Here is a 25,255-nt window from a genome sequence, read left to right as displayed (position 1 = left end):
CGGGGACGAGATGGCGGGCGTCCGGCCCGGGCGGTTGTCCCGCCGCTGAAACCCGGCCGCCGTCGGCCGGTCTGCCGACGGCGGTGGCCCCGGAAGAATTCCCGGCGACCGACGGCGGCGGCGCCGTCGCGGTGTCAGGAACCGTCGCAGGGAACCGCGCACCGGTTCAGCCGGCGCACCACGGAACTCGGCATGTGTGGGGTGCCGTTGCTTCCGGACACAGAGCCGCAATCACTGCCTTGCGGATCGCTCGCCAGGTCCGCAGGGAACACGCCAGTTGGACACGTAGTTCGACTGCTTCCCGCTCGCCGCTGTGCTGACCGGGATGTTCGAGGGCCCACTGTTCCGCCAGGAAATCGTACATTTCGGCGGTCGTCAGGCCGCTGTCGGGACAGGTGCGTGCAACGTCCGCCCTGACGATCCGGGCGCTCCGGAGACCCGCACTCCGGTCGACGAGTTCCCTGACCCATGCCAGCCCCTGCTCGTCCGCGTACAGGCCGAACCTCAGAATTCGCGTCCTCATGACGACGTGAATCTACTGATCGTCAGCCTTCGGCAGCAACAGCGTTTAACCTTCATGGCACAGCACAGGAGGCAGGCATTCCGACGCGACGTACGGTTTTGCGCTCGGTGCCGCGGGTGTCGTCACAGCGTGCGTGAGGGATCGGTCAGGGACAGGTCCAGGGAAAGGGCGGCGCAGGCCTCGGCGGCCGTTTCGCGGGCGAGGGTCAGGGCCTCCTCCGCGGTGGTTCCGGTCGCGCGTACCTTCACTGCCCGGTCGTTCGTCGAGGCCAGCGGTCGCACCGGGTCGCCCTCCGCGCGCAGGGCGGTGACCTGGACGTGTTCGCCGCTGGGGAGGTCCGCGCCGGTGAAGGTGGTCGCCTCGCGAGCCGCCCCGAACCACACAGCCTGGTAGGGGCGTCGGGGCGCGTGGGTCCGGAGGGCGGAGAGCGCCTCGTCGAGGACGTTCCGGCCGAGGGCCTGGTCCGGCTGGACCGTGTCCAGATCGACGCCGGTCGCGGCATGCACCATGAGCCAGATGTCGTCACCGCCCACCCGGGCGTGCGTCTCGATCGGGACCGGTCCTCCCGGGCCCAGGATCACCTCGGTGTGGCTCGGCCCGTACGTCAGGCCCACCGCGTCCAGGACGTCCTCGGCGCACCGGGACACGGCGGCCGCCTCGTCCTCGGAGAGGGGGGCCGGCATGACATGGCCGAGCTCGACCAGGGTGGCGGGATCCGAGTACTTGCGCGTGATGGCCAGCACGAGATGCCGGCCGTTCTCCGAGAGCGCCTCGACGCTGTACTGCGGCCCCGTCATGAACTTTTCGACCAGCACGTCCTGGCCGTGTCCGGACGCCTCGTGGTGGGCGGCGGCGATCTCCTTCTCGTCGCCGACCATGACCGCCCCCGCGCTGCCGGTACCGGACACCGGCTTGAAGACGCAGGGCAGTCCGATCCCCAGGGCGGCGGCGCGCGCCTCGTCGAGGCCGGTGGCGAGCCGGAACGGCACCGGGTACAGGCCCCGTTCGTCGAGCGCCCGGCGCATCAGCGCCTTGTCGGCCACCCGCTCCATGGTCGTCGGCGCGTGGAAGGGTATGCCGATGGCCGACATCGCCACGGCCGCCTCGTACGCCAAGTGGTCGACCAGGGCCAGGGCATGAGTCAGCGGCACCGCGGCGTGCACGGCCCGTACGGCTTCGGTCCACGCCGTCGCGTCGGCGTCGTCGGCCAGGGCGACAACTGCGTGGGCGTGCTCGACGCCGTCGCAGGCCGCCAGCCGCGACCGGGGGACGAACAGGGTGATCCGGACGCCGTCGCCGAGTGTCTTGAGGGCCCGGTCGGGGATGTCGAAGAGGTCACCGAAGACGGCGAGGTGGTGTTCGGTGTTCGCGGGGGGCGGAGGGGCTGCGGACATCATCGGTCTCCCGGCTGCTCTTCGGTGGGGTCGGTGCGGGTGCCGACCACCGTGGGTGCGGTACCCGGTGACGAGTCGGCTCCCGTCTGCCGTGCCGTCCTGCGCCGCTGGATCAGCTCGAACAGGTCCTGGCACTCCTGGGCGCCCTCGGCGGCGTACGGGCCTAGTTGCTCCGCCGCCGACGCGAGGGCGGCGTGGAAGCCGGCGGCCCGGTCCGCATCGACGAGCGAGTCGAGTCCCTGGAGCGAGGACATCAGTTCCTTGCGGCGGGCGCTGCCCTCCGCGTTGGCGCGCTGGATGTCCCAGTAGATCTCGGGCGGGGCCGCCAGGATGCGACAGGCCAGCGCCGCCAGGGTGCGGGCCGGGGGCGGTGCGATCCGCATCAGGGCGGCCACGTCCACCGGCGCGGCCAGGAGCGCGTCCACGAACGAGAGGATCGCAGCATGCGGCAGCGCCTGGAGCACGGACATCGCCGCGTCATGGCCGGCCGGGTCCATGACGGAGACCGTCATGGACCCGGCTCCGAGACGCGCCGACAGCCGGCTGACATGCGGGTCCGCGCCGGACGCGGACTCCGGGGCTATCACCACCACCGACTGGCCCCTGGACGGCAGAGTGGGCGAGAACATCGGGTTGACGCCACGCAGCCGTGGGCGGAACCCGAGTTCCGACGCGGCCTCGAACAGCGGCAGCTGGACCGAACAGGTCGACACGATCACCGCCTCGGGGCGGGCCGACTCCGCCAGCCACGGCAGGCACGCCGCGGCGACGTCCTCGGGCAGGGCGAGCACCACCTCGTCGGCGGCGGCGACGGCCGAGCGCAGGCCCGCCGAGGGTATGCGCACGTCTTCGTCGTGGTCCGTGCCGGCGGAGAGGCCGGCGGTGGTCACGGTGTCCCCGGCACCGGTCAGATGGGTGCGGTACCAGCGGCCCACCGTGCCGGCCGCGCCCAGCAGCACGATCCGCCGGTGGGCCGCCGCAGGTCCTGCGGTCGTGTCGCTCATGCCTCGCCCTCCCGTTGCCGGCCGCGCCGCCCGGAACGGGGCACGCCCGGCTCGGCCAGGGTCTGTACCCGCGCCGCCGCGGTCTCGCCCTGCACCACCCTAGGCGCGGTCATCGCCGTCCTCCTCGCTCCAGAAGAACGGGGCCTTGGCACGGGCCGTGATCCGTGGTGCCGTCCCGGCATCGACCGTGAGGCCGGCGAAGACCGCCGATCCGACGACCTTGCGGAGGGTCTGGTGCCGGCCGAGGGCGGTCCGTACCGCCTCGTCCGTCAGGCCGTGCAGGGCGGCGCCGCGCAGGGTCAGCCGCAGCAGTCCCCGCTCCGAGCCGTACGCGACCTGGTAGCGGGCGTCCGGCGGCAGGCCGAGCGCGGTGTCGAACATGGAGCGGGTGACCACGGTGCCGATCAGGTTGGCCGACACGTCGTCGCGGGCCCCGATGCGCAGCACCTGGGCCGTCGAGCCGCAAGGGCATGCGGAAGGCCGGAGGCTGGCACGGTCGCCGACGAGATAGCGCACCAGCGCGGTGCCGGTGTCGGCCAGCACGGTGACCGCGAGCATGCCGGGGACACCGTCCGGCAGCCGCCGGCCGTCGTCGTCCACGACCTCGGCGATCACGAGGTCCTCGTGCACATGGTGGTCGGCGCCGCTGAGATGGCTGCACTGGTACCCGATGGGCCCGGTCTCGGTGGTGCTGTACGCGAAGGAGCGCACGGCGCAGCCGGCCGCGGCGAGCGCTTCGGCGGCCGGCGAGGCCATGCGCTCGCCCAGGTAGTACAGCGTGCGCAGCTTCTGCATCTCCGCAGGGATCTCGGTCAGCATGCGCTCGACGTATCCCGGCAGAGCGACCATCGCGCCGACGTCGAGATCGGTGATCAGCTCGGCGAGATGGTGCGCGGGCATGGACGTCCCGGCCGGGAGCACGGCCGCGCCGCGGCGGGAGAGCACCGCATCGGCGAAGCCGAAGCCCCCGAACAGGTCGCCCGGAGCAAGCGAGTTGAGGACGAAGGGGTTGGTGCCCAGTCCGTCGAGGCACAGGCCGCGCGCGCCGATCGCCTCGACCCGCTCGTTGAAGGGGCGGTCGTGCAGCAGGGTCCGTACCCGGCCCGACGAGCCGCTCGAACGCAGCACCAGGCGGATGTCCCCCTCGGTGATGCGGTTCGGAGTGCCGGGATCCATGCTCCACTCGGCGAGCCGGTCGCGGCTGGTGAGGGGGACCTGCGGCAGGCCCTCGGGGGTCAGGGAGCCCTCGTACGGATGCAGCGCCGTACAGGTGCGTGAGCGGCGCACGGCGTCGCGCATGAGCGCCAGGTTCTCCGCCTGGACGGTCAGCAGCTCGGGCCGTGGCAGTGTGAGATCCGCGAGGAGCCTCACTGTTCCTCCATCCGTAGGGTGATGGTCCGGCAGGCCCCCTCGGCGGCCGCGGTGGCCGCGGCGGTGGTGGAGCCCACGGCGACGATCTCGCCGAGCCGCTCCCAACTCGCCGTCGCCGGGCGCACCGTGTCGCCGGGGCTCGTCCAGATGCGCACGCTGTGCACGCCCGGCAGCGCGACGGCCTCCGCCACGCCCTCGACCGCGGTGACCCGGCCGGTGCGGTCCGCCAGCAGGTATCGCTTGACGGCCGCGGCTCCGAGCGGTGGTACGGCGGGTGGCAGCGGCACACCGCAGGCGTGGGCGAGCATGTCGGCCTCCACGTCCCGCCCGGTGACCAGGGCGAGGAGGGCGGGGATCTCGTCGCCTCCGGTACGGGCATGGGACTCGACGAGGTGGATGCCCGCCTCGCCGACGATGACCTCGGTGTGGGCGGGCCCCTCGCGCAGACCGACGTGGTCGAGGAAGGCGACGACACGGTCGACGACGGCCCGGTGCCGCTCCGCGTCGAGTCCGGCGGGGACGAGGTGGCCGGTCTCGACGAACGAGCCTCCCACGAGTTTGCGTACCACCGCCCGCACCTCGTGGCTTCCGCCGACGCTGAACGTCTCGACGCTGAACTCTTCGCCGGGGGCGAAGGGTTCGACGAGGTAGCCGGTCACGGGCAGCACCTCGTGGTAGTGGTGGTCGTTGCGCAGGGTGCTCTTCACCCGCTGCCACGCGGCGTCGAGTCCGTCCGGGCCGTCGACCTTGAGCACCCCCAGGCTGGCGGAGCCGTCGACGGGTTTCAGGATCAGCGGCCACCCGGCGGTCTCCGCGACCCCGAGGGCGTCCTCCGGGCTGTTCAGCCGGGCCCAGGGGGTGCGCAGCGAGGGGTCCTTGTCGAGCACCTCGTGGGTTCGGGCCTTGTCGCGCAGCAGCGCGGCGACCCCGGTTCCGGGGGCGACCAGCCCCAGGTCGAGGGCGACCGCTTCGGCGGCCGTGCAGGCGGGTTCGTGATTGCTGCACACCCCGGCGAAGCCGAACTCCTCGTGCAGTGTGCGGGCGACGGCCAGTACGGCGGGCACATCGAGCAGATCGACGCCGACCGAGCGCAGGCACAGCGGGTCCAGCGAGGGGTCGGCCATGGTGGGCGCCTGGAGGTGCACCACGTCGAGGCCGAGGCCCAGGGCCTTGTCGACGACCCGGCGGCTGCCGCTGAGCAGCAGGAGCACGGGGCGGGGCGGGGACGGTGTCACAGGGCGTTCTCCCTTGTCAGCGGGGAGCGTCGGGCCAGGGCGACGCAGTAGGGCATGGCCAGGGCCGCGACGAGGAAGAGCGCACCGAGCACCAGCCACCCCCAGGAGCCGTGGGACAGCAGGAGCCAGGTGAGGGCGAGCGGACCGATCGCCTCGGCGATGGTGGAGCCCATGCCGAAGAAGCCCTGGTATTCGCCGTACCTGCCGTCGGGTACGAGCCGGAAGCTGATCTCGTTCATGCTGGAGCTCTGCCGCATCTCCCCGAAGGTGAGGACCGAGACCGCCAGCACGAGCAGTCCCGCCGCCCCCCAGGGCGACGAGGGCAGCCCGGACAGGGAATACAGCGCCATTCCCGCGAACAGCAGCAGTCCGCCGGTACGCAGGCTGCGCAGGCCGGCGTCGATGCTGGTCACGGTCTGCGACACCCGGTACTGCAGGACCACCACCAGAGCGGTGTTGATGACGAAGACGGCGGCGATGCTCCAGTCGGGAGCCTGTGTCTCCCGGACGATCCACAGCGGCAGGGCCACGTCGATCAGGGGCACATGGAGCGTCAGGAGCAGGTTGACGACGCCGACGGCGACGTAGCCCCGGTCGCGGAACACCTGGAGCGGCGAGCCCTTGACTGCGGTCGCCGTGCCGCCCGCCGGGGAGCCCGGCGCGGTGCGCAGCGTCGCCGGGACCTTGAGCAGCAGCACGGCGGCGAGGAAGAAAGTCGCCGCGTCCAGTGCGAACGCCACCCGGTACGCGGTGCCGGTGTCCACGGCGATGACGAGCGCGCCCAGCATCGCGCCCACCGCCAGACCCGCGTTGGCGGTCGAGATCAGTACCGCCCGCACCCTGGTGACCTGCTCGGCGGGGAACGAGCGGGACACCAGGGCGGAGCGGGCGGACTGGGTGCCCTGCGTGGAGACCGCCAGCAGACAGGCCCCCACGAAGAACAGCGGCACGTTCGAGGTCACGAGGTACAGGCAGACCGACAGACCGGCCACGGCGAGCAGGGTGGTGGCCACGTTCCGGGACTCGAACCGGTCGGCGAGATGGCCGACCGGCACGCTGAGCACCATGGCCAGCAGCCAGGACGCGGTGAGCGCGGCACCGTAGGCGACCGCGTCCAGTCCGACCACCCGGGTGAAGTACAGCGCCGCGCAGACATAGAACAGACCGTCGCCGAGATGGGTGACGAAGTGGGACACGGCGATGGGACGTACCAGTGGCCCCAGCCCCGGGCGGGGCGCAGCAGGCCGATCCGCCGCGGCAGGCGGAGTGGATTGCTCAGTCACGGCCGTCGAGCTCCTGACCGCCGCTGTAGTGGCCGCTCTCCTCCAGCGTGTTCGCGAGCAGGGCCAGGTCCTCCTCGCTGTGCAGTGCGGAGAGGGCGAAGCGCAGCAGGGACTGGCCCTGTGCCACCGTGGGGTAGAAGGCGGGGAGCATGATCACGCCACGCTCCTTGAGCCGTCGTACGGCACGCAGCCCCTCCTCCTCGGTGCCGAACACCGCGCCGCGCACCGGGGTGCGGAGCCCCGCGTTGGACAGCTTCCCGCCGGTCAGTTCGTCGAGCCGGGCGGCGTTCGCCCACAGCCCCGCCTGGAGTCCGGTGATCTCGGGGGAGAGGTGGATACGGGCCGCCGCGACGTTGGCCGCCATCATCGGCACCATCACCGAGTGGCCGAAGACCAGCGGATTGGCGAGCTTCCTGACGACGGCGACGTCCTCGCCGGACGCGACGAGGAGGAAGCCGCCCGAGCCGCCGAAGCCCTTGGACAGGGAGCCGGCCAGGACGACGTTGTGGGGGAGCTTGCCCCCCAGCGCGTCGAAGGCGTAACCGCAGCCCGCGGCACCGTCGATGGAGATGCCGTGGGCGTCGTCGACGTAGAGGTAGCCGCCGGCGGAAGCCGCCCGCCGGGCCAGCTCGTGCACGGGGACGAGGCCGTTCATCGAACCGACACCGTCCACCAGGAAGACCGGGGTGCGGCCCTTTGCGGTGGCCCGCTGGAGCGACTCGTCCACCGAGGCGGGATCCTCCGAGCGGAACCGGTCGACCGGCCCGAACTGCGCGAAGATTCCCCGCAGTACCTGCATCGAGGCATGAGCGGTGCGGTCCACGAACAGATGGGGTCCGCCCTGTACGGGATAGCTGGGCAGCGACCCCGAGGCCAGGAGCGGCAGCACGCCGAGATGGACGTTGCTGGTGGAGGTGAACACACAGGGACAGGTGCCCGGATAGATGCGGGCCAGCAGCTCCTCCAGCTCGGGGAGGTAGGAGGGCCGCATCCGGTTGCGCGAGGACGACAGGTGCACACCGAAGCGGCCGACGGCCTCGACCACGGCCTGCCCCAGCGCGGGGTGGGACTCCAGACCGAGGTAGGAGCACGACACGAACTCCGTGGCCGTCGTGCCGTCCTGGAGGGTGACCCGCTTGCGGTCGCGGGAAACCACGGTGTGCCCGGTCAGCCCCTCGGCGAAGCACTGGTCCAGGGCCGATGACGTGCGGTCCCTGCGGGTGGTCAGCCAGTTCTGCGGTGTCCGGTCCGCGCTCACCCGGTACCTCCGTGGTCGGTGCGGCGGGCGACGGTGATCCGCGGCTCGCCGGCGGTGTCGGTGAAGGTGGTGATCTCCTCGAAGGAGTCACCGCGCAGGAGCTCGCGCACCTGCTCGGGCTGAGCCCGGTCGTGTTCGAGCGCCAGATGCCCGCCCGGACGCAGCGCCGCGGCGGCGAGGACCACGATCCGGCGGATCAGGTCGAGGCCGTCGGCACCGCTGTAGACGGCGGCCCGGGGCTGGTGCTCGGACCATTCGGGCAGCAGCCGCACATCGGGGGAGACGTATGGCGGGTTCGCCATGACGAGATCGGTCGTACCGAGGTACGCGTCGAGGCAGCCCGGCTCCGTGAGGTCGGCGGCGTGCACGGAGACCCTGCCCAGCACGGCCTGGTGGCGCGCCGTGTTGCGGTTCAGGTACTGCAGACAGGTGTCGTCGAGCTCCACGCACGTCACTGCCGCGTCGGGGCGGCGCCGCGACAGGGCGAGGCCGAGTGCCCCGACGCCGGAGCACAGGTCGAGCGCGGTGCCCTCGTACGGCAGGGTCTTCTCGTCGGCCGCCCAGGCCACCAGTGCGGTGCTCTCGTGCCGGGGCACGAACACGCCGCTGCCGACGACGAGTTCCAGTCCGTCGAACGACGCCGAACCGATGATGTGGCCGAGCGGAATACGTCGGCAGCGTTCCGCGACGGCGGCCTCGAAGCGGGCCGTCGCCGTGGGCGTCCCCGGGGCGAGAAAGCGTTCCTGTAATGCGTCCAGGTCGCCCTCGACGTCCCACACCCCTGCGTCGGTCAGGCGGGTGCGGGCCGCTTCGCGGGCCGATCGTGTCAGCTCCTGTGTCATGAGGCCCACGCCCCGTAGTAGCGCGTGAGGGACGCGCGGATGCCGTCGGTCATGGCGGCGACCAGCTCGGCGGGGGGAGTGAACGAGGGGTGCAGCTCCTCCACCAGGGCACCGTAGAACCGGCGCAGGTGCCGCTCGATGCGCGGCGGCCACTCGGGCGCGACGTTCCACCGGTACTCGTAGCCGGTGGCCATCATGTGCTCGACCGTCGTCGTCACGACCTGCTCCCGGGTCCCGCCGGCCAGCGGAGCGCGGACCGGCGAGAAGGACGACAGGAAGTCGTACTCGCTGGTGCCGCCCTCGATGAGCGTGGCGATGTGCCGGGCCAGCAGCGGCGACTGGTGCAGTCCGTCGCGGTAGGTGCCGGTGGCCAGCCACAGGCCCTCCGCTCCGGCAGCGCCGATCAGGGGGAAGCCGTCGGCGGGCACGGGCCGGTTGCCGACCTGCACGGACAGCAGCAAGGACTCGGAGAGGCTGGTGTGCAGCTGGTCCACGGCGCAGCCGAGCAGGAACTGGAGGTCTCCCACGGCGGCGAAGCGGCGCGGCTGCTCGGAGATGATGTTGGTGGCCCCGAGGTAGAGCACCCCGTCGGCGCGCGGCACGGCGTGCAGGCCGCAGGCGAAGGCCCGGTTGGGGGTGCGTACCACGGACGAGGGCAGCGCGCGGTCCTCGGTCTCCACCAGCGCGGAGACCCCGTAGCCGCTCACCATGGGAGGCATCTTGGCGCGCGCCTCGGCCACCTCGTCCAGCAATGTGAGGGACTTGGCTCCGGCGGCCACGACGACGTGGTCGGCGGGCAGAACCTCCCCGCCCACCAGCTCGACACCGGTCGCGCGACCGTTCGCCACCCGGACACCCAGTGCCTCGGCATCGACGATCTTGCCGCCCGCCTTCACCAGCGCCTGGTCGAGCTTGACCAGCAACCGGTGCGAGTCCACGGCGCGTTCACCCGGGATGAACATGCCGCGAAGCGAACGGGAGAGGTCGTTGGGCGCCAGCCAGTCCAGTTCCTCGGGGTCGACGGTCTCGTACGGCTCCTCGTACTCCCGCAGCGTCGCCTCGATGGCGCGGTAGTTGCCGGAGTCGACCGGGGCCGAGCCCATCGTGTTGAGCAGGACGAACGTCCCGTCGGCGCTGAAGAGGGTGCGGGAGTCGCCCGAGTCCTGGCTCAGGCGCTCGTCCCACTCGTTCCAGTAGCGGCGGGCCCGGTGGTCCATGTCGAGCTTGGCACGCCCGTGGTCACTGGCCAGCAGCGAGGTGGTGACCTCGCCGAAGCAGCCGAGCATCGCGCCGGCGGCGAGGGAGGCGGCGTACGGACGGTTCTCCCGGCCCACGCGCGTGACGTGGAAACCGCGGCTGCTCAGCTCGTAAGCGATCGAGGCGCCGACCGCCCCGTTGCCGACGACGACGGCGGTCTGCTGTGGCCCTGCGTGCATGATTCTCCTCGTGTCTTCGGGCAGGGCATGGCGCCGCTCGGGCGCGTGCTCCAACCGTGAGAAAGGGACGTATGCGGATGTCGTAGTGCCTGGAACGGTCACTCCGGCCGGGCCGCCCGGGACGAAGGCGGCCGACAAGACGGAGGGCATTGCGCCGTAGCGGGGGACAGGGATCGCGGGGCGGGGGAGGGCCGGCGCGGCACCGGGGCGGCGAGCCTTGCCGACCCCGTTCGCCGGGGCGGCCTGCGGTCGCGGGTGACCGCGGCCGCCCGCTGTTTCACCGCGTGCACGCCGCCTGCCACCGGGGCGTGAAGTGCGGTGGGAGAGCACATCGTTGTGCGACCGGACGGCGGCCCGGGTACTGCCGTGCCGCTTGTCCGTCTGTTCGGAGCCGTATGAGGGTGATCGGTGAGAAGTGGGCGGTGGAGTGCTGTGAGCCCCACACACGCCCAGGACTGACACATCGTCCACGCCGCCGCATCACACAGCGTCCCCCGCTTGCAGATGCCCCTGGTCAGGTAGCGCAGTGGAGTCTAAGTTGCTGATGTTGGCACGTCAATCATGGATTTTCCGAGGAAGCCGGATGAGTATGAATGCGACTGTCTTCTCAGAGCCGTTGAAAACGGATCGGCTGGTTCTCCGGCTGTTCGCGGAGAATGATCTGGACGACATGTACGCGTATCAAGGTCTGCCCGAGGTGGCCAGGTACCTCTACCGGCCGCCGCGTGATCGCGCGCGCTGCGCGGAGGTCATCGGACGCATCGGGCAGGGCACCCACTGGAAGGAGGACGGCGACAGCCTCACGCTGGCGGTCTGCCGTCACGACACTCCCGGGGTGATCGGCGAGGTGATGGTCTCGCTGTCGAGCGCGTACGCCGGGCAGGCCGAGATCGGATGGGTCTTCCACCCGGACCACGGGGGCCGGGGGTATGCCACCGAGGCCGCGCTCGCCCTGCGTGACCTGGCCTTTCAACAGCTTTCCGTGCACCGCCTGTTCGCTCGCATCGACGCGGACAACACGGCCTCCGTGCGGATCTGCGAGCGGCTTTCGATGCGCCGGGAGGCCCACTTGATCGAGAACGACCGCGACGACCGGGGCTGGGGCAGCGAGTACGTCTACGCGATCCTCGCCCGGGAGATCGAACCTGCGGGGACCGACTAGGCCGACGACGGCCGCACCCTCCGGCGCCGGAGGGTGCGGCCGCGATTTTCGGACAGATTTAAGGCTGATTTTCTCCGTGATGACTATCGGACTCACTGTGTCCGGAATAGCGCTTTCTTTATTCCGGTTCAGGTGGGAACGAATCCAGGCCGGGACTTGCTGAGGCCGTGCGCTTTCGCCGGAACGGATGCGGGCAGACGGCCTCCTGCATTCCGGATGGGTCATGTTCCGTTGTGATCACGTTGGTTCACCTGTCCGATTCCGGACCCGTACGGGCATCTTCCCCGGCCTACCGTTCACCGGCACCCTCGACCGAGGGCGCCGGGTCGAGTGGTGGGACGGGGAAACGTTGATCAGCTACAGCGCGACCGCCGACGATGTCGCGAAGGTGCGGTTCTCGATGTCTCCGCTGGGGGAGACCGTCTACAGCTTCCGGACGCTGGCTTCTCCCTCGCGCAGAAGCCAGCACCAGCCCTGGGTGGACGACATCCTCGGCAGACTGAAGGGGGTGGACCTGCGCCCTCTGCGGGCCGTGATCCCGGCGACCGGCTACGTACCGGACTTCCTCACGCCGGCGCCGAGCGGGGCACCGGCGAGCGTGGAGACCGAACTGGAGGTGGTGCGTGCCACCGAACCCGCCCACTTCGTCGACGAGGTGGCCTGGATGCTGGGGGACACCGGAACACCGTCCGCCTGGCGCCGGGAGGCGGCGCCACTGCACCGGAGGATGCTGGACGAGCCCGAGAAGGCCATCGAACAGATCACGCAACTGCTGCGGATCTACTGGAAACTGGCCCTTGAGCCGTACTGGCAGAGGCTGTACGGCGGGCTCGTGTCCGACGTGCGTTCCCGGATGCGGCTGATGGAGAACTCGGGGGCGGCTTCCGTCTTCTCCGCCCTCAACGAGAGGATCGGGTGGCGCGACGACCGCCTCACGGTGCGCAGCACCTACAACTTCGAGGAGACCCTCGGCGGCAAGGGCATCGTCCTCGTGCCGAGCGTCTTCTGCGGCCCGGATGTGCTCACCATGCTGCCACCGCTCCAGTCGATGATCGTGTACCCGAGACCCGGGGCCGCGGACATCTGGCACCACGACGGGCAGGACCGCCGCAGCTCGCTCGCGGCGCTCCTCGGCGGTGTCCGGGCCGCCGTGCTGGAGGCGCTCGTCATGCCGTCCTCCACCGGCGAGCTGGCCGCTCAGGTCGACGTCACCCCCGGAGCCATCAGCCAGCACGTCTCGGTTCTGCGCGGCTGCGATCTGGTGACGAGTCACCGGTCGGGACAGCGGGTCATCCACTCGCTCACGGAGACCGGTGAGGCCCTTGTCCGGGGTGCCGTGAGCACGGGTGCCCGCAGCCTGTGATCGGGCGCGAAGCCGCGCCAAGTCCCCTGCACGCAGACCCTTTTAGCCACAGCTAAAAGGTTTGGGTGGCCTCTCCGGCGTGTGTTTTGCTCTAGTCGCCACGCCGACAGGCCGCAGGAAAGAGCGCCGTGCGACCTGTCGCCACGAGTTCCCGCACATCCCTGCCACCCACTCGGAGGGAGCATCCCGCCACCGCGACCTCGTCCGAAGGCAACCACACGCAGAGCGCCGCTGCCGCGGGCAACGGCATGCTCGGCCTGTCACCGATCTCACCCCGACCCGGCCGTACTGGGCCGTGCGCATCACCGCACGGGGTGGGTCCCATTCGAAGAACGCGCCCTGGTCGGCACCCCTGTCCGCAGCCACGCTCGCCCATCCGTCCCTCATCGCTGACGTCCTGCGCGACCTACGCGGCCGGTCCCTTCCCGGCCGGTGCCCCGAGCTGTCCGAACGGCCCGGAGGATCACCACGGCCAAGGGAGAACCGCCCCCGTTGCACCACGACATTCAGAAAGGCAGTGGCATGACGACGACCTCGAATGCTGAAGTCGCTCTGGCGGGTCTGCGCGCCGAACTAGACCTCGTCGACGTGACGTTGCTCGACACCCTGAAGAGCCGGATCGACCTGTGTGTACGTATCGCCGAGCACAAGCGGGAGCACGGGGTCCCGATGATGCAGCCGCACCGGATCGGCGTCGTGCAGGAGCGCGCCGCCCGCTACGGAGCCGAGCACGGAATCGACGGGACGTTCCTGCGGCGGCTGTACGACCTGATCATCGAGGAGACCTGCCGGGTCGAGGATCTGGTGATCGACGCGCCCGGTACCGACGGACGCCGGCCGGGCCGGGACACGGCGTCATGAACCATTCCGTCCGCACCCTCCTTGTCGACAACTACGACTCGTTCACCTACAACCTCTACCAACTCCTCGGCGAAGTGAACGGGCAGCCGCCCGTCGTCGTCCGCAACGACATCGACTGGTCCGCACTGCACCTGGGCGACTACGACAACATCGTGGTCTCGCCCGGCCCCGGACGCCCCGACCGGGAGCGTGACTTCGGCGTCGGCACCCGTGCGATCCGCGACTCCGGACTGCCCGTCCTCGGTGTCTGTCTCGGCCACCAGGGCATGGCTGCCCTGTTCGGGGGCACCGTCGGCCACGCCCCCGAGCCGATGCACGGACGACTGTCCCGGATCCGGCACAATGGCGAGGATCTGTTCGCCGGGCTGCCCTCACCGTTCTCCGTGGTCCGCTACCACTCCCTCACGGTCACCGGACTCCCCGACGAACTGGAGGGCGTCGCCTGGACCGAGGACGGCATCCTCATGGGGCTCCGCCACCGCACCCGCCCCCTGTGGGGAGTCCAGTTCCATCCCGAGTCCATAGCGAGCGAGTACGGCCGCGAACTGCTCGCCAACTTCCGGGACCTGACCCTGGCGCGCGCGGGGACCGGGACGCCGACCGCGTCCCCGTACCGGCTGCACGTGCGCGAACTGGAGCAGCTGCCCGACACGGAGGCCGTGTACACCGAGCTGTTCGCCGGCCGGCCGCACAGCTTCTGGCTCGACAGCGGCTCCCACGCCGACGGGAACGCCCGCTTCTCCTTCCTCGGCGACGGCAGCGGACCACTCGCCGAGTACGTCACCTACCGCGTCAGCACCCGCACGGTGAGAATCGAGCGGACGGGCCGCCCCGACGAGCACGTGGCGAGCGACTTCTTCGACTACCTCGACGGAGAGCTGCGGCGGCGCGCGCTGCCGCCCGACACCCGGCTGCCGTTCTCCTTCAACCTCGGGTACGTCGGCTATCTCGGCTACGAACTCAAGGCCCAGGCAGGGGCGAGCGCCGCGCACACCGCGCCCACCCCGGATGCGGCGCTGCTCTTCGCCGACCGCGCCGTCGTCGTCGACCACACCGGGCGCCGTACGTACCTGATGTGTCTCGGCCACGGGCCCGAGGACCAGGAGGCGGCCAAGTGGCTCGACACCACGGCCTCCCGGCTCGCTCTGCTCCCCGCCCAGGCCGGCCAGGAGCGCCCACCGCTCACCGAGGCGCCGGCGCAGACCGGCGGCTCGCTCGTGCAGCGGCACGACGAGCAGGGGTACCTGGCGCGGATCGGGCAGTGCCTGGAGAAGATCCGCGACGGGGAGTCGTACGAGATCTGCCTGACCAACATGGTCTCCACACCCGCCGTGATCGACCCGCTGGGCACCTACCGGCGGATGCGGGACATCAGCCCCGTCCCCTACGGCGCACTGCTCGACTTCCCGGGCGTGGCCGTGCTCAGCGCCTCCCCGGAACGGTTCCTGACCATCGGTACGGACCGGGTCGCGGAGTCCAAGCCGATCAAGGGCACCCGGCCGCGCGGCGCCACCCCCGAACAGGACCGGGCGCTCCGTGAGGACCTACTGGCCAGCGAGAAGGACCGCGCCGAGAACCTGATGATCGTGGACCTGCTCCGCAACGACCTCAACACCGTGTGCGAGGTCGGATCGGTGCACGTTCCCAAGCTGTTCGACGTCGAGACGTACCCACCGGTGCATCAGCTCGTGAGCACTGTCCGGGGCACACTGCGGGCGGGTGTCTCCGCGGTGGACTGCGTCCGTGCCTCGTTCCCCGGCGGCTCGATGACCGGCGCGCCCAAGCTGCGCACCATGGAGATCATCGACCGGCTCGAAGGCGGAGCACGCGGGGTGTACTCGGGTGCCCTGGGCTGGTTCTCGCTGGGCGGCGCCGCGGATCTCAGCATCGTCATCCGAACGATTGTCGCCACCGGCCGGGGCACGTCGTTCGGCGTCGGCGGAGCGGTGATCGCGCTGTCCGATCCGGCCGCGGAGTTCGAGGAGACCCTGGTCAAGTCGCGAACCATGGTCGCGGCCCTCGCGTCCGGGGGGCTATTACCGGGCGAGGCGGTGGACGCGTGAGCCCGGCGCTGGAGGTGCCGCCGGACCTCACCGAGGCCGTGGGGGAGCCGGAGATCCGCGCGCTCCTCTCCGACCTGGACGGGAAGATCGTCTCGATGGTGCTGCGCAGGGTGGAACTCGCCCGGTACGACCAGTCGTTGCGGCGGCTGTCGGGCATGCCCGTCTCGGAGCTCGCCTGGGAGAACGGAGTGCTGGAGCGGTACGGCGACGAGCTCGGCCGCAAGGGGGTCGACATCGGGCGGGCGGTGCTCGCGCTCTCAAGACTCCGGGCGGAGCACCGGCCGGCACGACAGGGGGCGCCGGAACCGGAGTGAGAACGCGCGGGGCCTGTCCGGCCCTGATCCGCCGGACAGGCCCTGGCCGGACATCCGGAAGTGTCCTCGGGACGGATCTCCCTCGGGTACTCCCGGATGCTCTGCCGGGCGAATGGCAGAAAGAATTCAGAGACCCATGATTTCCGGGTGATCGGCCAGCTTGGCGAAATGTTCGGCCGGGTTGGATATCATTTTTCGCTGGTCCAGGTCGATGAGTCCCGCGATGCTCGAAAGATCGCAGGCGAGGACACCGTCGGCCCGGCGGATTTCCTGTTCGACGCGGAATGTCTTTCCTGCGCCCCAGATCCACTGGCACGTCACGTCGACTTCGTCTCCGCCGCGCAGTTCGCGATGGAAACGCATGGTGTTCTCCAGGACTGCGGGGCCTATTCGCGTGGAGATCAGCTTGGCCTGCGAGATGCCGGCCGCGCGCAGGCTCTCCCAGCGCAGATGCTCGCAATATTGCAGGTAGACAGCCTGATTGAGGTGTCCCTGCGTGTCGAGTTCGTAGCCCCGTACGGTGATTCGCAAGTGGAATGGTTCCGTCATGTACAGTCGACCTCCTTTATTGATTAGCTAAATCAATACCGCATGCAACCGAGGCGGACAACCCCGTTCCGGATTCACGATTACTGTGTGACGTGGGCCACATTGCCTGTTCTGCTTGACCCGTCGAGTGATTGTGGTGATAGCTTCATGAGCATGCCTTGCTCGGTGATCGATTTAGAAAAGATTCACTCGCGGCTAGTAATCCTTCTCGTCGTTCCGTCGAATGAAGGGCAATTCTGATGGCGGATATTGTTTCCGCTCTTCTGGAAGTGGCCCGCTCCTGCCCCGAAAATCGCGCCGTCGAATACGGCGGGCACGGAATCAGTTATGCGGAGTTGGTGCGCAAGGTCCGTGCGACGGCCCGGGAGCTGGGGCCCGCCCCCGGGCCCGTGGGCGTCCTGACGGACCGCTCCCCGGCCACCGTCGTCGCCCTTCTCGGTGTCCTGGCCGCGGGCGGGACCTACTGCCCGGTGGACCCGGCCTTCCCGGCCGCACGACAGCGGGCGCTCCTCGAAGCCGCCGGCTGCGCCAAGGTACTCGTCGCCCGGCCGGGCACCCCGGTCCCGGAGGGATGGGAGCCCGTCGAACTGCCCGGTCTCCTCTCCTTGCCGGACGAGGAGCACCCCGGGCCGCCCGCCCCGGAGGCGGCGGACGCACAAGCGCCCGCGTACACGCTCTTCACCTCCGGATCCACCGGCCGGCCCAAGCCCGTCCTCACCCCGCGGGGGGCCATCGCCGCCTCGGTCGCCTCGCTTCGTGAACTCTTCGCACTCACCCCGGCGGACCGGGTCCTGCAGTTCGCCTCGCTGAACTGGGACACCTGCCTGGAGGAGATACTCCCCGCACTCACGACGGGCGCCACCCTCGTCTTCCACGACGAGGCGTACACCGGCTCGATACCCAGGCTGCTCAGGGCCGTCGACGCGGCCGGTGTCACCCTGCTCGACCTGCCGACCGCCTTCTGGCACGAACTCGTCCGCCATCTCGCCCAGAGCGAGGAGCAACTGCCCGACAGCGTGCGGACGGTGGTCATCGGCGGCGAGGCCGCCGGCCCGGCCCGGCTCGCCGAGTGGCGCGCCCTCGCCACCGACCGGGTCCGGCTGATCAACACCTACGGCTGCACCGAGACCACCCTGATCACCCACGCGGTGGACCTGCACGGACCCGGGGCCCCCGGCCCCGGTGCCTGGTGGGGCGAGCACGGCGTCCCCATCGGCAAGCCGCTGCCGCACGTCACCGAAGCCATCGGCCCGGACGGTGAACTCAGCATCGCGGGACCGGCGTTGGCGACGGGTTACCGAAACCTTCCGGAGGTCACCGCCGAACGCTTCGTGCTCCGCGAAGGCCCCCACGGACCCGTCCGCTGGTTCCGTACCGGCGACCGGGTCTCCCGGCGGCCGGACGGCCACCTGGTCCACGAGGGCCGCCTCGACGCCGAGATCAAGGTGCGGGGCATCCGTGTCGACCCCGGCGAGATCGAGACCCACCTCAGCGCCCACCCGGAGGTCGGCGTGGCCGCCGTCGTGGGCACCCGGACCGCGGACCGCACGACGGTGACCGCGTACGTGGTGCCCCGGCGCGCCGACGCCGACGCCGCCGCCCTCGTCCGGGAGGTGCTGCGCGATCTGCGAGCGACCGTGCCCGGCCATCTCGTCCCGCACCGGGTGACCGTCGTCCCCGAGCTCGTCCACACCGCCGGCGGAAAGATCGACCGGCTCGGCACCCACCGGCTGCACACGCCCGCCGCCGCGGCCCCCGCCCGCACGGAACACCACAACGGCCCTACAGAACAGGACAATCGATGAGTCGCGACGACATGGTCGAAATCTTCCGAAGGGTTCTGGAGACCGACAGCGTCTCGGTGGACTCCGACTTCTTCGCATCCGGCGGGGACTCACTCCTGGGCACCCGGGTGCTGAGCGCCGTAGCGCGGGCGGAGGGCGTGGAGCTGAGCTTCGAGGACCTCATCGAGGCGCCCACACCGGCCGCGCTCGCCGACCGGGTAGCGAGCGTGACCCGATGAGCGTCGTCGTCGTGGGCGCCGGCATCGCGGGCCTCACCGCGGCTGCCGAGCTCGCCGGACGCGGGGTGGACGTCCAGGTCCTGGAGGCCCGCGACCGGGTCGGGGGCAGGACCCGGGGCATCGAGATCGCACCAGGCGGATGGGCCGACGCGGGTGCCGCCTACCTCGGCGAGCGGCACACCGCACTGCTGGAGCTGATGGCCCGCCACGACCTCAAGACCGTACCCACGGTCATGGAGGGCGACAGCCGCTTCGACGTCCGCGGCGCCGCCTCGGCCCAGAGCGTCCCGGGGCGCTTCCCGCCGCTGAGCGGCGTGGCGCTGGGCGAGTTGTTCGACCTGCTGGACGAGGTCACCCGGTCCGTGCGCGTCGACGCGCCCTGGCTCGGCCCGGACGCCGCGCGCCTCGACTCCCTGACGGCCGCCGAGTGGGCGGACACCAACCTCCGCCACCCCGACAGCCGGCTGTTCTTCCCGCTCTTCCTCGGGGAGATGATGGCCGCGGCGCCGGCCGACGTGTCCGTCCTGCACATGGCGTTCTATCTGCGCTCCGGGGGCGGACTGCGCTATCTCAACGCTTTCGCCGGGGGCGCCCAGGAGTGGCGCATCGACGGCGGCGCCCACCGGCTGAGCGAGGCGCTCGCCGCCGGGCTCGGCGACCGGGTGCGGCTGTCCGAGCCGGTGACCGCGGTGGAACAGGACGACACCGGTGCGACCGTGCGCTCCGCGAGCGGCACCACCCGCGCCGACGCCGTGATCATCGCGCTGCCCCCGGTCCTCGCCGACCGGATCGACTTCACGCCCGAACTGCCCGCTCGGCGCTCGGGGGAACGGACCGGGCCCGGGTGCGCGGTCAAGGTCCACCTGATCCACCCGTCCCCGCTCTGGCGCGAACAGGGGCTGTCCGGTTGGTCGGTGAGCGCGGACGGGCCGCTGCTCTCCACCGTCGACGACTCGCCGGCCGACGGTTCCGCGGGTGTGCTGACCGGATTCGTCACCGGCGAGGAGGCCCGCCGGTTCGCCGCGCTTTCCGCCGACGAACAGCGGGCCACCGCGATCGCACAGGCCGGCCGGCTCTTCCCCGATCTGCCCGAGCCGATCGGCTTCCACGTCACCGACTGGGTCAACGACCCCTACAGCCGCGGCTGTTACGCCGCCCTGTTCGGCCCCGGCGACTGGCTCGCGCTCGGGCCCGGCCTGACCCGGCCGCACGGCCGCGTCCACTGGGCCGGCACCGAGACCAGCACCGAGTTCTTCGGTCTCATGGAGGGCGCCATCCGGTCGGGCCGACGGGCCGCCGCCGAGGCGGCCGCCCGCCCGTAGGAGCCGTGCGCCGCTGGGCCGTGATCCACCGGACCGGCCCCGGTGCAGTCCGGCCGGGGCCGGACAGTGACCGGCCCGCACTGCCGCGAGACCACCCGACGTTCTCAGGAGAGCACCGTGACCACCAGCCCCATCGCCCCACTCGCCGTACGGCAGCAGTTCATGACCGACCCCGCTCTGGGCGCCGGCAACTTCCTGCAGAAGGCACTGGAGGCGAACCCGAACAACACCGTTCCGTACGCCTTCACCCACACCACCGACCACCGCGGCCAGGTCGTTCTGCGCGGCCACAGCCTCCGCGACCTGGCCGCCCTGCGCGACCGGTACGCCCACTGGTACCGGGCCAACGGGGTCGAGCAGGGCGAGCCGGTCGCCGTGTACGTCGGCGAGGGTCTCGAACCGCTGCTGCACTTCCTGGCGCTCACCGCCCTCGGTGCGGTGCCGGCGCTCATCAACAACGCCATGCCGGAGCGCACCGCCCTGCGCTACATCGACCACGTCGGCGCGGTGGGCCTGGTCGCCGACGACCCGACCCGGCTCGTCGCCGCGTACCGGGCCGACCCCAACCGCCGCCGGCCGCGCTTCATCGTCCCGGCCGCCGAGATCAGGGCGTACGACCCGCTCGACGATCCGGGCGCCGCACTGCCCGACGGCTACCCGCACGAGCACGCCGCCGACGAGGTCGTCGCGCTCATCCACTCCTCCGGCACCACCGGCACCCCGAAGTCGACGATGCTGGCGCACCACCAGTTCTGGGCCGGCAAGGAGCCCCGGATGGAGCGGTTCCCCGCCTCGCCCGACGACCGGCTGATGTCCCTGATGCCGCACACGCACGCCGGCGGGCTCAGCTACTTCCTCACCGCCACCCTGCTCGGGCTGCCCACCGTCGTCATGAGCGACTGGCGGCGCACCGTGGTGGAACCGGTCATGGAGGCCTTCCAGCCGACCATGGTCGCGTCCTTCCCGCGCACGTTCGTCGAGCTGGCCACCGGCGAGCCGCCCACCCGGGCAGCGGCGAAGGTGCACAGCTGGTTCAACACCGGCGACGGCGCCCACTACGGCCACATACGCCGACTGGTGCGGCTCGGCGAGCGGCCCGCCGGGCTCATCAAGCCGTGGCTGCTGCCCCGCGACCGCGAGGCCGAAGGGGCCCTGCCCGGCTCGCAGTTCATCGACGGACTCGGCTCCTCCGAGATGGGCATGGCCCTGTTCGGCCAGGTGACCACCCCCGAGACGGAGCGCAACGACCGCTGCGTCGGCAAGCCCACCGAGGCCGTCACCGCCGCGGCCGTCCTCGCCGCCGACGGCAGGGAAGTACCCGTCGGCACGGTCGGGCTGCTGGCCGTGAAGACCCCCTCGCGCACTCCGGGCTACTGGAACGACCCCGAGCTGACCCGCAGCTTCGAGCTCGACGGCTACTGGCTGACGGGCGACGTGGCCCGCACGGACGAGGAAGGGAACTTCTACCACCTCGACCGCACCGTGGACGTCATCGACACCGAGGACGGCCCCGTCTACAGCCTGCCCGCGGAGGAGGTGCTGCTCGCCGACTGCGGGGACCTCGTGCAGGACTGTGCCGTCGTCGGCGTACCCTCCGCGAACGGCTCCCTGCACGTCCCCGTCGCCGTCGTACGGATGCAGCCGGGCGCCGTCGAACCCTCCGCGGACGAGCTGCGCGAGCGCGCCAACAAGGAGCTGGCCGCCGCCGGACTCGCGCCACTGGCCGCCGTGATCGTCGCCGGTGACCCGGACGGCTTCCCGACCGGAGTCACCGGCAAGGTCCTCAAGCGGGAGCTGCGCACCCGGTGGGCCACCCTCTTCACCGGCGGCGTACGGGGATGACCACCCGCGTGCGGCAGCACAACGCCATCACGGTGTGTGTGGTGGGCGGCGGTCCCCGGGGGCTGTCCGTGGTCGAGCGGCTCTGTGCCAACGCCGCCGTGTCAGGCCAGCGCCTGACCGTGCACCTGGTCGATCCCTGGCTGCGTCTCGGCGGACGTGTCTGGCGGGCCGACCAGCCGTCCGTGCTGCTGATGAACACCGTTGCCTCGCAGGTCACCCTGTTCACCGACGAGAGTGTGACCTGCGAGGGGCCGGTCTCCCACGGACCGAGCCTGTACGAGTGGGCGCGGCTCCTGGAGAGCCTCGAACCGGAAGTCCCCTGCCCACCGCACGTGTACGAGGAGTGCCGGCGCCTCGGCCCGGACTCGTATCCGACGCGGGCGCTGTTCGGGCGCTATCTCGCCTGGGTCCTCGACCGGGTGGTGCGCACGGCCCCCGATCACATCACGGTCGAGTCGCACGGCGCGAGGGCACAGGAGGTGCTCGACGAGGACGGCACCGTACAGACCGTCCGCCTGGACGACGGCACCCGGCTGACCGGCCTCGACGCGGTCGTGCTGGCCGTGGGCCATGTGGACATGCCACGCAGCGCCGAGGAGCGGGCGCTCGGCGCGTTCGCCGCCGAGCACGGCCTCGTCCACCTGCCCACGGGCAATCCGGCCGACGCCTGCCTCGACCGCATCGCGCCGGGACAGCGGGTCGCCCTGCGGGGCATGGGACTCAATTTCTTCGACTACATGAGTCTGCTCACCGCCGGGCGCGGCGGCTCGTTCGTGCGCGACAGCGCGGGCGGCGCGCTGCGGTACCGGCCCAGCGGCACGGAACCCGTGCTGCTGGCCGGCTCCCGGCGCGGCGTCCCGTTCCATTCGCGCGGCGAGAACCAGAAGGGGGCCACCGGAAGGCACCATCCGCTCTTCCTGACGCCGGAAGCGATCGGCCGCCTGCGCGCCCGGCGGGCGGCGGGCGAACCGGTCGGCTTCGTCCGGGACATCTGGCCGCTGGTCGACCGGGAGGTCCGTGCGGTCTACTACCACACCCTGATCTCGGAGAGCCGCGGCCGGTACGACGGCGACGTGTTCCTCGACGAGTTCTGCCGGGACGGCGGGAGCGGGGAGGCCGAGGAACGGCTGCTGCGCCGGTATGCGGTCGACGCCGCCCGGCGCTGGGACTGGGAGCGGATCGCCCGCCCGTACGGCCGCCGGACGTTCGCCGGCACCGAGGCGTACGACGCGTGGCTCGTCGGCCATCTGCGCCAGGACGTCGCGGAGGCCCGGCGCGGAAACGTACGCGGTCCGCTCAAGGCCGCCCTCGACGTGATGCGGGACCTGCGCAACGAGATCCGCCAGGTCGTCGACCACTCCGGCATCACCGGCGACTCGTACCGGGACGATCTGCGTTCCTGGTACACACCGCTGAACGCGTTCGTCTCCATCGGCCCGCCGCCGAGCCGCATCGAGGAAATGGTGGCGCTGATGGAGGCCGGGGTGCTGCGGGTGGCCGGGCCCGGGATGACGGTCCACCCGTCGGCCGGGCGCAGGGCGTTCCTGGTGCGGTCCGCCGCGATCCCGGACGCCGAGGACGAGGCCACCGTCCTGATCGAGGCACGGCTGCCCGAGGTCGACGTACGCAGCACACAGGACCCGCTGCTGCGGCGGCTGATGAGCACCGGCGCCGCGAGCGCGTACACGATTGCGAACCCGAGCGGAAAGGGCCTGGCCACCGGCGGCCTCGCGGTCACCGCCAGGCCCTATCGGGTGCTGGACGCGAGGGGGGAGGCCCACCCGTACCGGTTCGCCTTCGGGATCCCCACCGAGTCGGTCCACTGGGCGACCGCCGCGGGCATCAGGCCCGGATCCGACTCGGTGATCCTCGGCGACGCGGACGCCATCGCCCGCGCCTGTCTGCTCTCCGGGACCCGGCCCGGCGTGATCGGGGCACCGGCCCCCGGCACCACGGCGGAAGGAGAATGACCTTGGAGACGGTCCGCACGGACGAGGAGACGGCGGGAGCGGCCGACGCGGGGCTGCTGAGCCCGGTGTGGGCCGCGGGCGGCGACCCCCTCGGCGACCAGGCGTGGGTCGCGGCCATGCTGGAGGTGGAGCTGGCGCTCGCCCGCGCCCAGGCACGGCTCGGCGTCGTGCCCGCCTCGGCCCTCGGCCCCGTCGAGGAGACGATCCGGTCGCGGCCCGTCGAGGTGGTCCGGCTCGCCCGGCTGGCCCGGCGGTCCGCCAACCCGGTGGTGGAGCTGGTCCGCGTGCTGACGGAGGCGGTGCGCCGGGTCGATCCGGCGGCCGCCGAGTACGTGCACCGGGGCGGCACCAGCCAGGACGTCCTCGACTCCGCCGCGATGCTGCTCGCCGCCCGTGCCCTGGACCGCACCGACGCGGACCTCGTGCGGGTGGCGGACGCGCTCGCCCGGCTCGCCGCCGAGCACGCCGGCACACCGATGGCGGGCCGGACCCTGACCCAGCACGCCGTGCCGATCACCTTCGGGCTCAAGGCGGCGGGCTGGCTCACCCTGGTGCTGGACGCCGGTGACCGGGTCCGGCGGGTCCGGGAATCGCTGCCCGCCCAACTGGGCGGCGCGGCGGGCACGCTGGCCGCCTACCAGGAGTACGCGCGCCTGGCCGGCCTGGACACCGGCGGGCACGCCGCGGCGCTCTCGGCCGCGTTCTCCGCCGAGCTCGGCCTGCGCGATCCCGGCACACCCTGGCACACGGTCCGCACCCCGATGGCCGACCTCGGCTGGGCCGTCGTCGCGGTCACCGGCGGCCTCGGCAAGTTCGCGACGGACGTCCTGGGGATGGCCCGTACCGAGGCCGCGGAGGCCGCCGAGCCCGGACCCGAGGGAACCGGGGCGTCCTCCGCCATGCCCCAGAAACGCAACCCGGTGCTCGCCACGATGCTCGTGTCCGCGGCCCGTCAGGCTCCCGCCCAGGCTCTCGTACTGGGACAGAGCCTGCTCGCGGAGGACGAACGCTCCGCAGGGGGATGGCAGTCGGAGTGGCAGCCGCTCCGCGAGGCGCTGCGCCTCGCCGAGGGGGCCGCGCGCACCGCGGCCGAACTCGCCGAGGGCATCGAGGTGTTCCCCGGACGGCTGCTGGAGAACCTGCGTCTCACCGGGGGCGCAGTGGTCTCCGAGAGACTGAACGCCGCCCTGGCGCCCTTGCTGGGCAAGGCCACCGCCAAGAGCCTGCTCACCGAAGCGGCGCGCAGGGCCGCCCGGCCGGGTCACACCTTCGAGGACGCTCTCGAAGCGTCCCCGGAGCTCGCCGCAGCGGCGCACAAGTTCACCGACGGCCAGGCGCTGTCGGACCTGCTCGACCCGGCCAACTATCTGGGTGCCTCGCAGGAGCTGGTGGAGCGCGTGCTGCACCGGCACCGCACCCGGCTGTCGATCAGCTAGGAAT

The 25,255-nt window shown here is 71.5% G+C and carries 20 protein-coding genes; 11 read left to right on the top strand and 9 right to left on the bottom strand.

Features of this window, described 5'->3' with window-relative positions:
* Positions 1-645: 645 nt before the first annotated feature.
* From IE107_RS18000 to IE107_RS17965, 8 genes are all read right to left on the bottom strand, one after another.
* The gene (locus IE107_RS18000) at positions 646-1,917 is read right to left on the bottom strand and encodes an ATP-grasp domain-containing protein (RefSeq protein WP_189544812.1); all 1,272 of its coding nucleotides are present in this window, start codon (positions 1,915-1,917) and stop codon (positions 646-648) included.
* Complete coding sequence (locus IE107_RS17995; protein WP_189544811.1) at positions 1,917-2,921, bottom strand: prephenate dehydrogenase dimerization domain-containing protein; 1,005 nt, start codon at positions 2,919-2,921, stop codon at positions 1,917-1,919. Before IE107_RS17995 ends, IE107_RS18000 begins: the two co-directional genes overlap by 1 nt.
* 99 nt (positions 2,922-3,020) lie before the next feature.
* Positions 3,021-4,292 carry an AMP-binding protein gene (locus tag IE107_RS17990; RefSeq protein ID WP_189544810.1) on the bottom strand — a complete coding sequence of 424 codons (1,272 nt, stop codon included), beginning with the start codon at positions 4,290-4,292 and terminating at the stop codon, positions 3,021-3,023.
* On the bottom strand, positions 4,289-5,527 hold the full coding sequence (locus tag IE107_RS17985; RefSeq protein WP_189544809.1) for an ATP-grasp domain-containing protein: 1,239 nt from the start codon (positions 5,525-5,527) through the stop codon (positions 4,289-4,291). Before IE107_RS17985 ends, IE107_RS17990 begins: the two co-directional genes overlap by 4 nt.
* Entirely contained in the window at positions 5,524-6,723 is a 1,200-nt protein-coding gene (locus IE107_RS17980; protein WP_189544808.1) for an MFS transporter, read from the bottom strand. The genes IE107_RS17985 and IE107_RS17980 overlap by 4 nt, the downstream gene beginning before the upstream one ends.
* Positions 6,724-6,802: 79 nt before the next feature.
* The gene (locus IE107_RS17975) at positions 6,803-8,068 is read right to left on the bottom strand and encodes an aminotransferase class I/II-fold pyridoxal phosphate-dependent enzyme (protein ID WP_189544807.1); all 1,266 of its coding nucleotides are present in this window, start codon (positions 8,066-8,068) and stop codon (positions 6,803-6,805) included.
* Positions 8,065-8,910: a N5-glutamine methyltransferase family protein gene (locus tag IE107_RS17970; RefSeq protein ID WP_189544806.1), complete on the bottom strand. Its 846-nt coding sequence runs from the start codon at positions 8,908-8,910 to the stop codon at positions 8,065-8,067. The genes IE107_RS17975 and IE107_RS17970 overlap by 4 nt, the downstream gene beginning before the upstream one ends.
* Positions 8,907-10,346, bottom strand: a complete 1,440-nt coding sequence (locus IE107_RS17965) for an NAD(P)/FAD-dependent oxidoreductase (RefSeq protein WP_189544805.1) — start codon at positions 10,344-10,346, stop codon at positions 8,907-8,909. The genes IE107_RS17970 and IE107_RS17965 overlap by 4 nt, the downstream gene beginning before the upstream one ends.
* Positions 10,347-11,016: 670 nt before the next feature.
* Here IE107_RS17965 and IE107_RS17960 point away from each other — a divergent pair.
* The 5 genes from IE107_RS17960 to IE107_RS17940 all read left to right on the top strand — a co-directional run bounded on the left by IE107_RS17960 (position 11,017) and on the right by IE107_RS17940 (position 16,109).
* Positions 11,017-11,508, top strand: a complete 492-nt coding sequence (locus IE107_RS17960; RefSeq protein ID WP_373302461.1) for a GNAT family N-acetyltransferase — start codon at positions 11,017-11,019, stop codon at positions 11,506-11,508.
* 349 nt (positions 11,509-11,857) lie between these two features.
* On the top strand, positions 11,858-12,871 hold the full coding sequence (locus tag IE107_RS17955; protein WP_189544803.1) for an ArsR/SmtB family transcription factor: 1,014 nt from the start codon (positions 11,858-11,860) through the stop codon (positions 12,869-12,871).
* 522 nt (positions 12,872-13,393) lie between these two features.
* Positions 13,394-13,732 (top strand): chorismate mutase family protein, encoded by a 339-nt coding sequence (locus tag IE107_RS17950; protein ID WP_189544802.1) that lies wholly within the window; start codon positions 13,394-13,396, stop codon positions 13,730-13,732.
* Positions 13,729-15,795: an aminodeoxychorismate synthase component I gene (gene pabB / locus IE107_RS17945; RefSeq protein WP_189544801.1), complete on the top strand. Its 2,067-nt coding sequence runs from the start codon at positions 13,729-13,731 to the stop codon at positions 15,793-15,795. Before IE107_RS17950 ends, pabB begins: the two co-directional genes overlap by 4 nt.
* Positions 15,792-16,109, top strand: a complete 318-nt coding sequence (locus tag IE107_RS17940; RefSeq protein WP_189544800.1) for a chorismate mutase family protein — start codon at positions 15,792-15,794, stop codon at positions 16,107-16,109. The genes pabB and IE107_RS17940 overlap by 4 nt, the downstream gene beginning before the upstream one ends.
* A 126-nt stretch (positions 16,110-16,235) precedes the next feature.
* On the opposite strand, the gene IE107_RS17935 is transcribed toward IE107_RS17940, so the two are convergent.
* Positions 16,236-16,658, bottom strand: coding sequence for an acyl-CoA thioesterase (locus IE107_RS17935; RefSeq protein WP_189544799.1), 423 nt, complete (start codon positions 16,656-16,658; stop codon positions 16,236-16,238).
* A 239-nt stretch (positions 16,659-16,897) separates the two neighbouring features.
* On the opposite strand from IE107_RS17935, the gene IE107_RS17930 reads away from it, so the two are divergent.
* From IE107_RS17930 to IE107_RS17905, 6 genes are all read left to right on the top strand, one after another.
* The gene (locus IE107_RS17930; RefSeq protein WP_189544798.1) at positions 16,898-18,463 is read left to right on the top strand and encodes an amino acid adenylation domain-containing protein; all 1,566 of its coding nucleotides are present in this window, start codon (positions 16,898-16,900) and stop codon (positions 18,461-18,463) included.
* Positions 18,460-18,681 carry a phosphopantetheine-binding protein gene (locus IE107_RS17925; protein WP_189544797.1) on the top strand — a complete coding sequence of 74 codons (222 nt, stop codon included), beginning with the start codon at positions 18,460-18,462 and terminating at the stop codon, positions 18,679-18,681. Before IE107_RS17930 ends, IE107_RS17925 begins: the two co-directional genes overlap by 4 nt.
* Positions 18,678-20,003, top strand: coding sequence for a flavin monoamine oxidase family protein (locus IE107_RS17920; protein WP_189544796.1), 1,326 nt, complete (start codon positions 18,678-18,680; stop codon positions 20,001-20,003). The genes IE107_RS17925 and IE107_RS17920 overlap by 4 nt, the downstream gene beginning before the upstream one ends.
* 117 nt (positions 20,004-20,120) lie before the next feature.
* Positions 20,121-21,845, top strand: coding sequence for a class I adenylate-forming enzyme family protein (locus IE107_RS17915; protein ID WP_189544795.1), 1,725 nt, complete (start codon positions 20,121-20,123; stop codon positions 21,843-21,845).
* The gene (locus IE107_RS17910; protein WP_189544794.1) at positions 21,842-23,815 is read left to right on the top strand and encodes an FAD/NAD(P)-binding protein; all 1,974 of its coding nucleotides are present in this window, start codon (positions 21,842-21,844) and stop codon (positions 23,813-23,815) included. The genes IE107_RS17915 and IE107_RS17910 overlap by 4 nt, the downstream gene beginning before the upstream one ends.
* A complete protein-coding gene (locus IE107_RS17905) occupies positions 23,812-25,251 on the top strand; it encodes a lyase family protein (RefSeq protein WP_189544793.1) in 1,440 nt (479 codons plus the stop codon). The genes IE107_RS17910 and IE107_RS17905 overlap by 4 nt, the downstream gene beginning before the upstream one ends.
* Positions 25,252-25,255: the final 4 nt, after the last annotated feature.

This window comes from Streptomyces gelaticus (genome assembly GCF_014649535.1).
In the GTDB taxonomy this organism is placed as follows: domain Bacteria; phylum Actinomycetota; class Actinomycetes; order Streptomycetales; family Streptomycetaceae; genus Streptomyces; species Streptomyces gelaticus.
This window is presented reverse-complemented; position numbering and strand designations above follow the sequence as displayed.